Raw genomic sequence first — 14975 nt, forward strand, 5'->3', positions numbered from 1 at the left:
GGCTGAACATCTGTCGACACTTTGATTAGTGTACTCGATTATAGGCTGCGGCGGACGCGATGATCAGTTCGCTTCTGCCTGCAGCCGCTCGAGGCGTTCGTCGCAGAGCTCGCTCGCAACAGCGATCAACTGTTCGATCCGATCGGCCTGCCAGGTGAGTATTTCCTGTGTCGTTTCATATGAGGGTGAGTAGCGCGCTTCGACATAGGCGCGGCGCAGGAGCTCGAAATAGCGTTTGTAGGGCTTCTGCGGCGGCTCCCATACCTCGTCAAGTCGACCATCAATCGTGCGCGCGATGTTCCGGAGCTTTCCGAGATGGTGCGTGCCGGGTGCGTAGAGGGTCGTTGTCAGCAGGAACATGCGGTACGCGCTCTCGGCGGCTTGGTGGAGCTGGAAGGCGGCGATTTTGAGTTTTGGTTCTTTGCGATGGGTGTACTCGCGACCAATCTCCAGGAAAGTTTCGGAAGCATCCTTCCATTGCGTGTAAAACCCCGAGGCCAATTCTAGCGTTTTTGTCGGATCAGGTTTCGCGGGTTTGGCGAGGAGGTTCTTAGGGTTGCCGTTCTTATCGGGTTCAGCGTCTTCGAAGAGCAGGATGCCCTGCTGGATGATCTCCGAAAAGAAGTACTGACCGTCCTTGAGCTGACGGTTCACGTCCTGTAGGGTGTGGACGATGATGGAGACATCGCGTTTGACGAGCGGGTCGGTGTAGAGGCGGTCTTCGACCTCGCCCCAGAAGGCGCTCATTTCGGTCAGGGCTTCATGGCTGACGATGGCGAGCAGGTCGACATCGGAGGCACGTCCCGACCGGCTGTCTTCAAACCAGGTGCCTTTGGCGAAACTTCCAAACAGGACGAGCTTAAGGAGCCGGTAGCGTTTAGCGCGGGCCTTGCCGTCCGCCTTGATGCGGGTTTCCAGCTCCTCAAGGATGACCTCCTGTATGCGGGCAAATTCTGCCTGCCGGGCAGGGGGGAGATGATCGAGGGAGGTCTGCAACGGGGGAGGCCTTGCCGGTATGCTGGAGAGATGGGGTATTCTCGGGGATTGAAGCGGGCCTGTCTATTGCAGATTGAGGCTGGGGGGAGTGCTCCATGCCTTCGGCCGCTTGAGGGGCCGTGATGCCGCCCGTAGGGCGGCGCAGCCGGTTCAACGCGCATCCTTTGCCCTCTGGCGCTCGACCTCCCGCTGGAGCGCCTCATCCACGATGTCGGCGAGTTCCTGCAGGAAGGCATTGTCCTCGCCGGCCTGGGGAAGGTGATCGCCGGTACCGACTATCCGGATGATTTCCCGGCTGCGGAGCGTGTGCAGGGCGCAATAGATCACGGTGAACCTCCGGCTGCTCTTGCTGGTCTTGCGGGCTGTGGGGAAGGTAATCAGTGCCGGATACACCAAGCTGCGCGCGTTCCCAATATGTTCTTTTCGGGAATGTACAGGAATCCCTGCTGCCGAATAGGGCTGTGGTAATTACTAGCCTTCTCGGTCCAGATTCAAAAAGTACCGGGTGGATTTGTGTTCCTCGTCCCGGACGAGTGCACCTTTGGCGACCATGTCGGCAAAGTCGCGCGTCGCGGTTGCGCCTGGGGCGCCTGTTTGCGTTATGTAATTCTTCGCGCTGAGCCCGCCCTTGAAGCCGTCAATGCCTTTGGCGAGCATGTGCAGCAACGTTTGCTCCTGCCATGGGTTCGCTATCTTCTCTGTCACGAGTATCTCAGGGCATAGATCTGACGCAGAGCCTTTTTGTCTATCTTGCCGGTCGCTGTAAGGGGGACTGTGTCGAATACGACTTCGTCAGGAACCTGCCATTTGGCCACTTGCGCTGCGATATGCGCCAGGACATCAGCGGCCTCAACTGTTACGCCTTGATGCGGCTCCACGATGAGAAGGGGTCGCTCTTCCCATTTCGGATGCGCGATCCCGATGACGGCCGCGATCCTGACGCCCGGACAGGAGACCGCAACATTCTCGATATCGATCGAACTGATCCATTCGCCGCCTGACTTGATCACGTCCTTCTTGCGGTCTGTGATCCGCATGAAGCCATACTCATCAAGCGTGGCGATATCGCCGGTATCGAACCATCCGTCTGTGTCCGTGGCGTCAGCGGGAGCTCGGAAATATCGCTTGATGGTCCACGGGCCACGCACAAGCAGCGCTCCGGACGACACGCCGTCGCGCGGCGCGTCATTGCCATCCTCATCGACGATACGCAGTTCGATGCCGAACTGCAGGCGCCCCTGGCGTGTCCAGATGGCTTCGTCCATTGCCTCTTCTCCGAGTGCAGCAAGGGTCGGCGTCGGCGTTGCAATCACCCCGAGGGGGGTCGTCTCGGTCATGCCCCATATCTGCAAGACCTGAACACCGTATAGTTTCTTGAAACGCTCTGCCATGGCACGCGGCACGGCCGAACCTCCGATCACGACGCGCTGCAGCTTTCCGGGCATCTCGCCGCTGCTTTCGAGATGGGCGAGATACATCGTCCAGATCGTCGGGACACCTCCCGTGAACGTGACACCCTCCCTCGTGATCAGAGATTGCAGGCTGGCGCCGTCCATTTTTTCGCATGGAAACACCAGCTTGCACCCGTTCATCGGCGCTGCAAATGGGAGGCCCCACGCGGTCGCATGGAAGAGTGACGAGCATGGCATCACGACGTCAAAGGCATTGAACCCGAACGCGCTGTTGAGGCTCGATCCCATCGTGTGCAGCACGACAGCCCGGTGCGAATAAAGCACACCTTTTGGATCACCGGTTGTGCCAGATGTGTAGCACAAGAACGCGCCCGAACTCTCGTCCACAACCGGCCACGAGAACCCATCGCTCTGCGCTGCCAGCAAGTCTTCGTAGCAGAGCGCGTTGACCATGCCCGGCGTGTGGGCCAAGCGGTCGCTCATCATCACGAATTTCGTCACCGTTCGCATCTGCGGCGCGAGTCTCTCGACGAGAGGCAAAAAGGTCTTGTCGAAGAGCAGCACATCCGGTTCCGCATGGTTCAGGATGAATACGATCTGTTCATCGAACAGGCGTGGATTGACGGTGTTCAAAACTGCGCCGATGCCGGGCGCGGCATAAAACAGTTCAAAATGCCGATGCGTGTTCCAGGCCAGCGTCGCAACCCTGTCGGCTGGCTTCACGCCGAGCGCCCTCAAGGCTGATGCCGCGCGTTCTGCCCGCTTTAGTTCGAGAGCGTACGTAGAGCGCGCTTCCGGCTCGTCCACGAGCCGGGAAACGACTTCGACTGAGCCATGTGCATTGGCCGCATACTTCAGGATGTCAATGATCTGAAGTGGCGGGGACTGCATGAGGCCCGGCAGTCCAGTTGTGCGGCTTTCTTCTGTCACGTGCGTATAACCTGGGTGAATGGAGTTTCTGAACTTTTGCACAAGCGACCGCATCGTTGTCGAGTTACGCGTTAAAAAACTGCGGCAATCCCGAACGCCTCATCGCTTTGAGGCGACGGAAAAAAGGTACGGGTGCTCAGACTGCTTCTGTTCTGGCCTCTATAGAAATTTACTCGCTGGATACGGGTCTGTCATCGAGGGTGCCCGAGACACGGCACGCGCCTTGGCCAGACCTGCGATAAGCATTCTGCTGCACAAGTGGAGAGTAGATTTTCTCTTGGCTGATATTGTTGAACCTATTTATTGATTGGGACTCTGAAGAGTAGGCTTCCAAATTTGATATCAGTTCGAAGGAAGCGGGGCTTTGGCGTCTACTGCCTCCAGTGCTAGCTGTATAAATTCATAGTCCGACCATTTTCCGTGGTCTCCCCGCAAGGCTGCTGCCAAATCCAGCTCCGCAAGACGCACGATCGTTACGCCAAGCGAGGGGATGACGTAGAGCCTCTGATTGCCGGCTCCGGCTGCGACGACCATATCAGCGGGAAGGAGGTCAGCATAATCGTCTATATCGGTTGTCGCTGTAACAGCATCCTTCGACTGTGAAGGCCGAGGCAGCCACCAGGATAGTCCGTAGGCTGCATTCGCGGCACCACCCTCGAAGAGTGCTTCAAATGTGTCCGGATCTACAATCTGTGTGCCACCAATCTGACCGCCACTGCGCACAAATTCTCCGAACTTTGCCCAGTCGCGGGCCGACATGACAACTCCCTGAGGCATAAGGGGTTGTTTGTCCGGCCCATTGCGCCAGCTGTAATCTTCAATCCCGAGGGGCGCAAACAGGTGCTCTTCGAGGTATTCTTTGGGGCCTCCAGACTTACCATATGCTTGCAGTTTAAGTCGCATGACTTCACCGAAAATCTGGGAAGGGACAGGCCCATAAAGGAATTTCGAGCCAGGTGGAGCGGCGATGTCGCTCGCGACCGCTTTTCCGTAGCCGGGCGGACGCCCGACGCGGCTTTTGTGCCCGCTGGTCATCGAGAGGAGATGACGCAGGGTTATTTTCTCGCGCTGCGGGTCATCCTGCCATTCGGTGAGCGTGGCTGCTGCAGGCTCGTCGAGTGACAACAGGCCGTCCTTTGCTGCAATGGCGGCCATGATGCCAAGAAAGCTCTTTGTGCCCGACCATAATTCGTGAGGTTGATCCAGCGTTGGGCGAGGGCTGCTGCAAACTGGCTCTCCGTCTTTTAACACAAGGACAGCCAGGCCGCGGTCTGCGTCAGACATTGCAATCGCCCGTTGGCATGCATCCGATTTGCTGGCGGTCTCAGCGGGAAGAGCTTGAGCTGCACACGAAGTTGCTGAAAGAGCCAGCACAAGAGACAAGGTTCTAAGCACTTTTAAACGGTCCTTTATTAGATTATCGATAATTCTGCCTTTTGAAAGTGCTTTAGGCTAGACGAAATTTTGAAAAGTTGGAAAAACGGCGTGGCAGACCAGCCAGAAGAAATGCCCCAGGAAGCAGCAAAAGATGCGCTCACCCAGGACCGTGTCATCGCGGCCGCTTTGATTGACGATATTGTAGAATGGCGCATTCCGCCCGGCTCATGGATCCGGGAGCGGGAGATCGCCAAGCGTTTCGGGGTGTCGCATGCGCCGGTGCGTGAGGCGTTCCGGCAAGTTGCGAATATCGGTCTCGTGGAAGTCGTTCCCTGGCGCGGCGCCCGTGTCGCGGTGATCGACAAGCTGGCAACAATTGAAATTCTCGAGCTCTGGAAATCCCTGTTCGGCGTCGTCTGCCGGCTGGCTAGCCAACGGATGACTGACGGCGAAGCGGAACAGCTCGTGGCACGGGTCAAGGAATTTACCGCCGTCGCGCATGCGACGCGGAATACGTTTGAGCATCTCGCGGTCTCGAACCGTATCGGTAGCTATATTGCGCATTGTGCACGCGCGCCGCAGTCAAAGATATTGCTGGACCGTGTTGCGATTGTTGCCAAATGGCAGCACCGCGTCATCTCTCAAAAGTTCCTCGAAGACTTGCCCGTCGCACCAGCACTTAAGTCAGCCGAAATCTATGAACAGCTCTGCGCGGCTATTCAGGCCCGGCAGGCGGAGAAAGCTGACAAGCTCGCCCGGTCCTTGATTGGCAATCTGCAGGATTACTTCCAGGAAGCGCTTGCGGCCTATCTGGATGGGCAGGCTGCCCCGCCTCCGCATCGAAAAGTGCCCCGCCGGAAGTAGGCTGACGAATTCAGCCTTCCGAGTCCGTCGTTCATTCGGCGGGCCACTCCTGTTTCAAGTTTCGCATTCTTGTCCTCTCGCATCGATTTGTTCGACGAAGACCGGGGGCGCTTGACAGATGCTCTCAAATATTATCGATAATCTCACATTATCGATAATATGGCCAAAACGGGCCGAATGGGAGGAACATATGCTTCGCTTTATGCTTTTTGCTTCAACAGCCTTGACGGTAGCTGCCACCGGGATCGCGCCTTCTTCAGCGCAGGTGCCTGAAACTGCCGCGGCGCCAGCTGACGGTGCGGAACCGGCAGACGATGAAGTCCGGCTCGGCGAAGTTGTCGTCACGGCGCGCCGCCGGGAAGAGCGGCTATCCGAAGTTCCAACGGCTGCCTCGGTGATCGGGGGTGACGCGCTTGCCGAGCGTGGCGGCGCCCGTACCAGCGGCGAATTGCTGGCCGATCAGCCCAGCGTTCGTTTCAACAATCTGAATTCGTCAGTCACGTCAGAGTTGTCCATTCGCGCGTCTTCGACAGCGCGCGCGACAAACGGCGATCCCAGCGTCGGTCTCTACCGGAACGCCTCGTATATCGGCGGAGGCGGAATCGGCGGCCGTAACTTTGCTCTGATTGATTTTCTGGACATCGGCCGCGTTGAGATTTTGCGCGGCACGCAAGGAGCGCTCTATGGGCGTAACGCTGTTGGTGGCGCAGTGAACGTCGTTTCAGCCCAGCCAGAATTCGAAACGTCCGGCTACGTGCAAGCGCAGTATGGCGTCGAGAACGAAAACCTTCGCGGTGAGGGCGTCTTCAATACGGCGCTCAGCGATACTCTCGCAGTGCGCTTCAGCGGTTTTGCGGTGGGGCAGGAGTCCGGTTTCTTCTATAATCCTGTCAATGACGTCTATTTCGACAGGGAAGAAGGCCAAGGTCTGCGGGCGCAATTGCGCTATCGTTCGGGTCCGCTGGATTTGCTCTTCCTGGCAGAAACGCAAAAGCTCGAAACGCCGGCAATCCACTATCAGATCGAAATTCCTGCCGGAACGCCGGGCTTCCCCGGTGGTTACATCCAAGACCGCTTCAACTATCCCTGGAACACGCCGCCGTCGGCCGAACAGGATGTGGACTCCTACCAGATCGTCGCGAAGTACGATCTGGGCGGGGCGCAATTGAACGCTACCACGCTCTACCGCGAGCGGGTTTCTGCCTATGATCTCGACGCAGATGCCATTAATGCGCAGGAACGTGCCGACGCTATCGCGGCCGGAAACATTCTGGCTGTCGTGCCGCTCGACGTGAATTCCGCCGCCTTCGTGCGGGATACGACGACCTCCTTCAACCAGGATATCCACCTTGCCGGAGAGGCCATCGACGGTCGGCTTGACTGGCTTGCCGGTATTGATCTTCTTCTCCTGGAGAGTGACTACTCAGTAGAGAACGCACGGACCCCCACGACCCCCAATCCATCGACCGGCAGTATCTCGCCGGTCAATCTCGAGTACAATTCCTACGCCGTATACGGATCGCTTGGTTTTGATCTTACGGAGCGATTGAATCTCACGGGCGAGCTTCGCTTTACTCAGGATGACCGGTCTCTGAGATCTCGCCTGTTTGATCGGGGAACCGGCGCGCCGCTCGGCGGCGCGGCCCGGGTTATCGACGCGAGCATTGACCCGAGCAATCTCTCCTACAACGCAACCGCCGCTTACAAACTGACTTCAGACATCCTGACTTATGCAAAACTCGGCACCAGCTATCGCGCAGGCGGATTTAACACCAACCTCGGTGACCCAAGACAGCCCCGTCCGATCGACGCCGCCTTCGATGACGAAACCTCCGAGAGCTACGAAATCGGCCTCAAGGGCACGCTCGGAAGCCGGTCCTATTTCGCTATAGCCGCCTATATGACCGATCAACAAGACCTCATCGCCCAGACAGATAACGGCTGCGCACTGACAAATCCGGCATGTCCCGTTGCGGCGACATCTTTCCTAACGAACGCCGGAGATGCAGAAAGCCGCGGGATCGAAGGCGAGATTTCGTCTCTGTTCGATGTTGCCGGTGGCAAGCTCTACACGGGCTTCAGCCTTTCGTATCAGGAAGGTGAAGTCGTGAGTGGGCGCTTCGAAGGGCTCGACCTGGCGCAAGTGCCCGAATGGCTCGGGTCTGCAACGTTCGACTATCGCCGACCAATTGGTGATGACGCGGAAGCTTTTGCAAACCTCGTCTACACGGCGCAGACCGGCGGTGTGCAGGAGTTGTCTGCTACGACGGTGCCGCTCGACGATTTCGGACTTCTGAACCTTCGCCTCGGGGCGCGTTTTGGCAAGGTCAGCGTGACGGCGTTCGCCCGGAACCTGACTGATGAGCTTTACTTCGTCGCCCGCGCGCCGACCATCAATCGTTACAACCAACCCCGCCTGACAGGGGTCGAGCTACGCTACGACTTCTGATCTGGAAACGAAGTTCCTCCCGGAACTATCTGCGCCTGCCGAACTCCCGGCAGGCGCATTTTTTGCTCTAGCCGATAGCGCGATGAACCATCCGGAGGAAAGCCGATCCGGTGGCTGCCAGTTCAATCAAGTCGACCTTGTCAGGCGTGTCCTGGTCCGTGTGATGGAAGCGCCCGGCTCCAAATGCGCCGAATGCGGAGGCGTAGCCGACGGCGAGGATCTCACTTAGCTCGCCGGCTGCGTCTTCTGCCGACATTGCGTAAGCCGCTTCGAGTCCGGGGCGGCCGTTGAAGATCTCGCGCGCCAATGTGTCGAGGCCTTTTGTTGCGCCGAGATAGCGCTGCGGGTCGGGCGAGGGGATCGGCAGAAGGCTCGGGCCAAGATCATGGAAATCAACGGCAGAGAGGTTCGCACCAAGATGAACCCAGAGCGCTGTCTCGGCAGGCTCAGGCGCGGCGCTTTCGAGAAACTTGTGTGCTCCCAGGTTTTCATACTCGTGACCTGACGTCGCCACCAAATGCATGTCTGCATCCGGAAGCGACGCGGCGAGCGTTCGTGCGAGCATCAGGAAAATCGCGATTCCCGGGCCTCTCTCGGAGGCGCAGATTCCCCAGCCGGATTTCGGCGTGCTGACGACGATCCGCGGGCCGGAGCCTTTGCGGCGGGCGATCAAATTGTCGGCCAGCCTCGTGGGGCGCGCTGGCGCGATTGAAAGGTGGGCAGTTTGTCCTTGCGCAGCTACCCGAAGGGCCGCCGAGTTGGCTGGAGAAATCGTCAGCATGGGGACGAGATCGATATCGGCAGGCGCATTCAACCGGATCGCAAGCCGGGTAGGGCCGTGGGTGATAGCGACAATGCCTGCCGATTGCGCTTCGCGGGCGGCCTTCAGCACACGCTGCCACTCCGGTGACATCAGGCTGGAATGCCGGCCGAAGCGCGCGTGATAAACCACCAGCTTGCCGCCCAGTTCCGGCGGAGGCAGGTCGGCGTGCCAGTGGACGAGTTCTGCCCGTGTTTCGATGGCCTTTCCCGGCGCCTGGATTGGTCCGGAAAGCGACGTGCCATCAGACCACGTCACCGAGCCGGTTTCGCCATCGCAGGATGGCACCTCGAACGTTTGCCGGCGCGTTTCGTATCCCGCGCCGAGCAATTCTCGGTCCAGCCAATCCGTTGTTGCAAGGTCACCGGCGCTACCAGAGAAGTGCGCACCAAAGCCCGCATAAGTGACGATGGTGCTCGCGAGTGCGCCATGAGTGCTTTCCTCGTATTCCATGGAACTCGTTTCCGTGACAGGCAAATTTGCGCAGGCGCCTAGCGCCGCAGCGGCGGGCAATAGCAAGGCGTGTCTTCGACTGATCATGCGAACGTCTTCCTCTTCAGAGCGGTGAACAAGGGGGGCCGCTAATGCGGCAGGTCGTCATATCTAGAGAGAATAAGGTCCAGTATTGGTTGCCGGAAACCAGCGACAATTCGTGTTTCAGGGGCAAAAAGCGCAACTTCATCGCGTTGAGGATCGTACCCGCCCCAGCCGGGAACCAATGCGCATTGAGGCTGGCGCGTCTTCGCGAACGATGCCCAGCATGCTGATAGCCCATCAGCGAACACTCGGTCCGAAGGTGTGAGTTCACCGACGACGCTCTCGTAGTATTCAGTCGTATCGAATACGTAAGTGATCTCTGATCCATGTGCCGCGCCATCGGACTTTTCGCGTCGGCGTTCGGCGACATAGTCAAAATGATAAAGGAAGCTCGGCGCGCCGTCGCTGGTCTCAGTTGCGAGCCATCGGGCTGGAGCGACAAACCAGATGTCTCCCAAAGCCTGACGTGCAAACTCAGGATCGGTTGCCGGAAGACCGTAAACAGTCTCTGCTTCGGTCAACTGATCACCGAAATACGCGGTCGCAATTTCAGGTCTCAGGCCCATCGCCAAAAGGACACTTGCTTCATTGCTGTTTGCCCCGATCATCAAAGGCACATCGAGTTCTTCGCCGTCTGCGAAAACCCTATACGGGGGAGCGCGCAGAAGCCGCCCATCGATGAACGGATTAACTGAGCCGCCGCTGCGCACGCCAGCGACTGTTACCCAATCATCAGCGCTTGTTGCTCGTAGGTCGCGAGCAGTCGCGTCCGCGCCAAGGCCCACGGCGTTTGCGGCGGCGAGACCAAGCGCTTCCTGCTCTGTGAGGGATCTCGGCGGAAGTAGATTTACGCCAGACTGAACGATAGCGGCCGAAAACAAACCCGAAGCTTCAGGCATCGACAACAAGGTCATTGTGCTCACCGCACCGGCCGACTCTCCGAACACGGTGACCCTTGCCGGATCCCCCCCGAAAGAAGCGATGTTTGTCTGAACCCAGCGCAAAGCGGCCAGTTGATCCATCAGTCCGAAATTGCCGAGCGGGGCGTCCGCTTCGGCTTCGGCGGTAAGCGCCGGATGGGCGAAGTAACCCAGCGCGCCAAGCCGATAGTTGATTGTGACAACAATAACGCCCTGCCTGGCCAGTTGTGTTCCGTCAAAGATTGGGAACGTGCCCGAACCTATCACATGAGCACCGCCATGAATCCAAACCATGACAGGCAGATCGGCTGCCCCTTTCGGGCGCCAGATGTTGAGGTGCAGGCAGTCTTCTGACTGGAAGTTGGCGACCCCGCCAGCCACCACCGCAAGCCGGACGGGTTGCGGGCAGGCCGGTCCCATTTGGGTGCCATCCCTGACACCGCTCCAGCTGGCGGCATCAGCGGGCGGGCGCCAACGCCGCTCGCCGGTCGGAGCGGCGGCGTAAGGTATATTTAGATAGGCTTCAATCTCGCCATCGGTCTTTCCGGAGATCATGCCTTTAGTAATGTGAACAATAAGGCCTTCTGCCGGCCTTTCAGTGATCAAGGCGCACGCTTGCATGACAGCAAGCAGGGCAATCTGGACAATCAGCCAACTTTTAGTCATTCGCACCCCCTCAAAGCCAATCGCCATAACTTGAATACCTCTGTCGCCCGATCAGCGGTTTCGTGCTTCAATCGAAAGCGAATGAGGGCTGAAATTATCGATAATATCCCACAAGGTCAAATGGAGATCCAGTTCCTGCGAGGGGTGGAGGACTGGTCAGGATCTCGCGAGCTAGAATAGTCATGCTTTCGCAGGCGTGACGCCGATAGCGGCTAGGCGCCGGTGCAAAGCAAAAGGCGGTGACCCAAAAATGAGCGGCCACCGCCTTGTCTGAAAAAGTCTTCTTTGTAAGGCGTGTTTTTGGAGCGGCTGTCCACCAATCTGAATCGGAGTGCAGCTTATGCCCCTTTCAGCGACTTATAACCCTTCAGTCCGCCGGCGATAAATTTGGCGTTGACGTATCCCATCTCTCTCAGCGTGTTGGCGGACAGAGCGCCGCGGTTGTAGGCGTTGCAGTAGCACAAGATGACAGCATCACGGTCGGGGATGGCAGCTTCGACGTTCATTTCGAGCTTTCCACGGCTCACATGGAGCGAGCCGGGAATGTGGCCGGCATCGTGCTCTTCCTTGTCGCGGATATCCAGAACGATCGCGCCTTCCTGTTGCAAGCGATCGACGTCGCTTGGCGCGACTTCTTCAACTTTGGCCCGCGCGGCGTCGGCCAAGGCTTGAAACTTTTCTGAGTAGTTCATGGATGTCTGACTTTCCTGATGGAGCAATGGACGGTGAGGGACGCGACCACGCGCGACGAAACTTTGACAGCGGGGACTCGGTTTCTTCGAGTGTTACTTTCGAACTTATTGTTTAGCGCAATGGTCGAGCCACTGATGCATCTGCTCTCGTTCGGGCGACCGGTGAGATTCTGGTGGAGCTGCGTAACTTGGTTACTTTTACTGTCGCTCAACTTTTAGTCATGTGAGAACGGATGTGTTGCTTCTTCGACTTGCCTTGTTTTTCTTGGCCCTGATCATGCCCGGCATAATCGGACCCGCCAGTGCAGAAACCAGTCGTCTCGCCTAGAAACGCTGGCATATACCCATTGACATGACCCCTAGCTGGGGCAGGGGAATCGCATGTGAGGATCTGCATTTGATCTTGAAGGGGATTCTCTTGCTCGTGGGCAGAGGAGAGCAGTCATGGAGAGACCTTCGGTATTATTGACGTCGTTGGAAGACCCTCGGGGTTCGAACGTGGTCCATCGGCCTGGAGATATTATCCTGATTGCGGTGGCATCGGCGCTTGGCGGCGGGGCGACGTGTGTTGCTATTGCGCAGTTTGCTTCGGCTTTTGCCGACAGTCTCGACGGGGTGGTTGCGATTGATGGTAAGGCGCTGCGCCGGGCCCATGTGACCGGGATGGCGACGGCGCCGCCGCTGATGGTCACGGCCTGGGCGGCGAACGCACGCCTGGCGCTGGCCGGTGTGATGCCGGACCTGGCCAAGGGGGAGAATGAGGTCACAGCGGCGCTTGCCGTGCTCGACCTTCTGGACCTGAAGGGCACGGTCGTCACCGCCGACGCGCTGCACACCCATCGCCGGATGGCGGCGAAGATCCTGGAGCGCGGCGGAGACTATGCCCTGTGCCTGAAAGGCAATCAGATGAAGATTAAGCGGGATGCTGAAGCGGTCCTGGCCGGCGCGCAGAAAGACGCCACCGCTCGCTCGAGCGGCCGTGCGCATGGCCGGCGCGAAGCCCGCAGCATCCGCATCGCTGATGCACCGGGTTTTGCTGAAAAGCATGACTTTCCGGGCGTTGCCGCGATCGCCGAAGTGACGACACAGCGCGGCAACGCCAAACCCAAAACACGCCTCTTCCTGTTCTCACGCCGGATGAAAGCCGCTGATGCCCTGGCCGTCGTACGCGCTCACTGGACCATCGAAAACAATCTTCACTGGAGCCTCGATGTCGTGTTCAGGGAAGACGATCTGCGCGCCCGCAAAGACAACGCACCGGCCAACCTCGCCCTCATCAACCGCGCAGCCCTCAACATCATAAACGCCATCGACGATCCCAAAACTTCAAAACGACGAAGGCTCATGCGATGTGCGTGGGAAGACGAATATCTTGAGAAAGCCACAGCCCACATGCGATAGCCCTGCTAGCTGGGGGGGCACGCCAGCCGATCGCGGATGAATTTCCCCTTGGCAAATGTTTAGCCCAATCTGAAGAAGCTTCGCCGCCAACTTCTGTGCTTGTCGGCGCCTGTACCCCAACATATAGTATGGGTCCGAACCTGGACTACTGGAGAAACTGATGACGATGCCAAAGCCCGTCGATCCGGTCCCTGCGGCAACCATGCTCCTACTTCGCGACGCGCCGGAGTTTCAGGTCCTGATGGTCAAACGCCATCACCAGATCGATTTTGCCTCCGGCGCGCTGGTATTTCCCGGAGGAAAGCCTTCGGCCGGGGATGAAGCTCTCGAATGGGCTAATCATTGCGAGGGCTGGAGCACTTTCGACGATACGCAGCGCACTTTGCGGATTGCCGCGATCCGCGAAGCGTACGAGGAAGCCGGCATCCTGCTAGGCGATTATCGTGACGGCGGTGCGTTCGAGGATACATGTGATCTTGAAAGTCGCAAAGCGGTGGAGCGAGGGGAGCGCGAATTTCTTGACGTCGTTCGCGAGGCCGGTGTGCACCTACGCCTCGATCGGTTAAGCAATTTCGCAAGGTGGATAACGCCCACCTTCATGCACAAGCGCTTCGACACACATTTCTTCGTTGTTCGCGCGCCCGAACGCCAGATTGCCGCATGCGATGGATACGAAACCGTCGATGCGGAATGGCTTTCGCCGCACAAGGCGTTGGAAATGGAAGCCAGCGGCGAACGAACCATTATATTTCCTACGCGCTTGAATCTGCAACTGCTGGCCAAAGCCGCAAGCGCAGCGGATTGCGTGGCGCAGGCTGAAGCCCGCGATATCGTAACGGTTCTGCCTGAAATCATTCAGCGAGACGGGAAGAATGTCCTCACTATTCCCGAAGACGCGGGTTACGGCCCCGCCTCCGAAATTGTGGGCTGACGGCAAGTTGCGAGCGGCGAGAAACCTTCGTCGTCAGTAACCGGACAATCGCGCAAAACGGTCCTTGAGGTAGCTTGACGACCCCCAACTCGCCTCGAGCACGCGAGCACGCTTGAGGTAGAAGCCGACATTGAATTCGTCGGTCATCCCGATGCCGCCATGCAGCTGGATACCCTGGTTGCTGATAGCGTGCAGCACGCGATTTGCCTCGGCCTTGGCGATGGTCGCTGCACGCGCGACTCCAAAACCGCTGTCGACTGCCTGTAAACCCGCCTCGACCGCGGAGCGCATCTGCGTGAGGTCGGCGAACAGATCCGCCATGCGATGTTGCAGCGCCTGGAAAGTGGCGAGCACCTGATTGAACTGCACACGCTGCTTCAGATAGTCGAGGGTCGTGTCGAACACAGCTTGCGCCATGCCGAGCATTTCGGCAGCGGAAAGCACGCGCGCCCGGTCGAGCACGTCGCCAAGCAGACTGTCGCCTCCGCCCTCGAGCTTCTCGGCGGAAGCGCCAGCGAATTGGATATCGGCGTGGCTGCGCTGATCGGTGAGCTTGCGCGTGGTCAGTGAAACGCCATCGCCCTTTTCGATCAGGTATAGGCCGTCCTTGGCTGCGACCACGAAGAGGCTGGCACCATGCGCCTCGTGCACGAATGCCTTTTTGCCGGTCAGCTTGCCGCCCGAAACGCTGGTCTCGATTGCGGAGGGATCGCAATGCGTTCCTTCCTCGACAGCCAGCGTTGCTACGGTTTCGCCGCTGGCGAGCCTGGGAAGCCATTTGGCCTTCTGCTCGTCGCTTCCGCCGAGCAGGATTGCGCTCGCCGCGATGGTTGTGGCCACCAGCGGACTTGCGGTCAGCGTTTTGCCGAGTTCCTCGACCACGAGGCCGGCCGACAAGAAACCGAAATCTGATCCACCATGGGCCTCGGGAATGATGATCCCGACCCAGCCCATTTCGGCCATCGCGGCATAGGCGTCAG

The 14975-nt window shown here is 58.6% G+C and carries 12 protein-coding genes and 1 pseudogene; 4 read left to right on the plus strand and 9 right to left on the minus strand.

Features of this window, described 5'->3' with window-relative positions:
* Positions 1-63: 63 nt before the first annotated feature.
* The 5 genes and pseudogenes from C0456_RS18280 to C0456_RS18300 all read right to left on the minus strand — a co-directional run bounded on the left by C0456_RS18280 (position 64) and on the right by C0456_RS18300 (position 4622).
* Positions 64-996, minus strand: coding sequence for a HEPN domain-containing protein (locus tag C0456_RS18280; protein WP_290917088.1), 933 nt, complete (start codon positions 994-996; stop codon positions 64-66).
* 150 nt (positions 997-1146) lie between these two features.
* Positions 1147-1392, minus strand: a complete 246-nt coding sequence (locus C0456_RS18285) for a hypothetical protein (protein WP_291055265.1) — start codon at positions 1390-1392, stop codon at positions 1147-1149.
* Positions 1393-1467: 75 nt separating this feature from the next.
* Positions 1468-1683, minus strand: a pseudogene (locus C0456_RS18290) (Fic family protein); the annotation flags it as partial.
* 14 nt (positions 1684-1697) lie between these two features.
* Entirely contained in the window at positions 1698-3299 is a 1602-nt protein-coding gene (locus tag C0456_RS18295; RefSeq protein ID WP_290917083.1) for a long-chain fatty acid--CoA ligase, read from the minus strand.
* Positions 3300-3680: 381 nt separating this feature from the next.
* Entirely contained in the window at positions 3681-4622 is a 942-nt protein-coding gene (locus C0456_RS18300; RefSeq protein WP_290917082.1) for a serine hydrolase, read from the minus strand.
* A 201-nt stretch (positions 4623-4823) separates the two neighbouring features.
* Between C0456_RS18300 and C0456_RS18305 the strand changes: the two genes are divergently transcribed.
* A complete protein-coding gene (locus C0456_RS18305) occupies positions 4824-5579 on the plus strand; it encodes a GntR family transcriptional regulator (protein ID WP_290917080.1) in 756 nt (251 codons plus the stop codon).
* 190 nt (positions 5580-5769) lie between these two features.
* On the plus strand, positions 5770-8028 hold the full coding sequence (locus tag C0456_RS18310) for a TonB-dependent receptor (protein WP_291055274.1): 2259 nt from the start codon (positions 5770-5772) through the stop codon (positions 8026-8028).
* Between the two features lie 67 nt (positions 8029-8095).
* Here the strand turns inward: C0456_RS18310 and C0456_RS18315 are convergent, their stop codons facing one another.
* The 3 genes from C0456_RS18315 to C0456_RS18325 form a co-directional block, all read right to left on the minus strand.
* The gene (locus C0456_RS18315; RefSeq protein ID WP_291055278.1) at positions 8096-9301 is read right to left on the minus strand and encodes a hypothetical protein; all 1206 of its coding nucleotides are present in this window, start codon (positions 9299-9301) and stop codon (positions 8096-8098) included.
* Between the two features lie 128 nt (positions 9302-9429).
* Positions 9430-10971 (minus strand): carboxylesterase family protein, encoded by a 1542-nt coding sequence (locus C0456_RS18320; protein ID WP_291055280.1) that lies wholly within the window; start codon positions 10969-10971, stop codon positions 9430-9432.
* Positions 10972-11309: 338 nt separating this feature from the next.
* Complete coding sequence (locus C0456_RS18325; RefSeq protein WP_290917074.1) at positions 11310-11663, minus strand: rhodanese-like domain-containing protein; 354 nt, start codon at positions 11661-11663, stop codon at positions 11310-11312.
* Positions 11664-12161: 498 nt separating this feature from the next.
* Here C0456_RS18325 and C0456_RS18330 point away from each other — a divergent pair, with 498 nt between their 5' ends.
* Positions 12162-13064, plus strand: coding sequence for an ISAs1 family transposase (locus tag C0456_RS18330; protein WP_291055283.1), 903 nt, complete (start codon positions 12162-12164; stop codon positions 13062-13064).
* Between the two features lie 160 nt (positions 13065-13224).
* Positions 13225-13995: an NUDIX hydrolase gene (locus C0456_RS18335; protein WP_291055287.1), complete on the plus strand. Its 771-nt coding sequence runs from the start codon at positions 13225-13227 to the stop codon at positions 13993-13995.
* Positions 13996-14028: 33 nt separating this feature from the next.
* On the opposite strand, the gene C0456_RS18340 is transcribed toward C0456_RS18335, so the two are convergent.
* Positions 14029-14975, minus strand: a 947-nt coding sequence (locus C0456_RS18340; RefSeq protein WP_291055289.1) for an acyl-CoA dehydrogenase family protein, incomplete at its 5' end; no start/stop codon positions are given.

The sequence above is a fragment of the Hyphomonas sp. genome (genome assembly GCF_013823385.1).
Classification (GTDB): Bacteria; Pseudomonadota; Alphaproteobacteria; order Caulobacterales; family Hyphomonadaceae; genus Hyphomonas.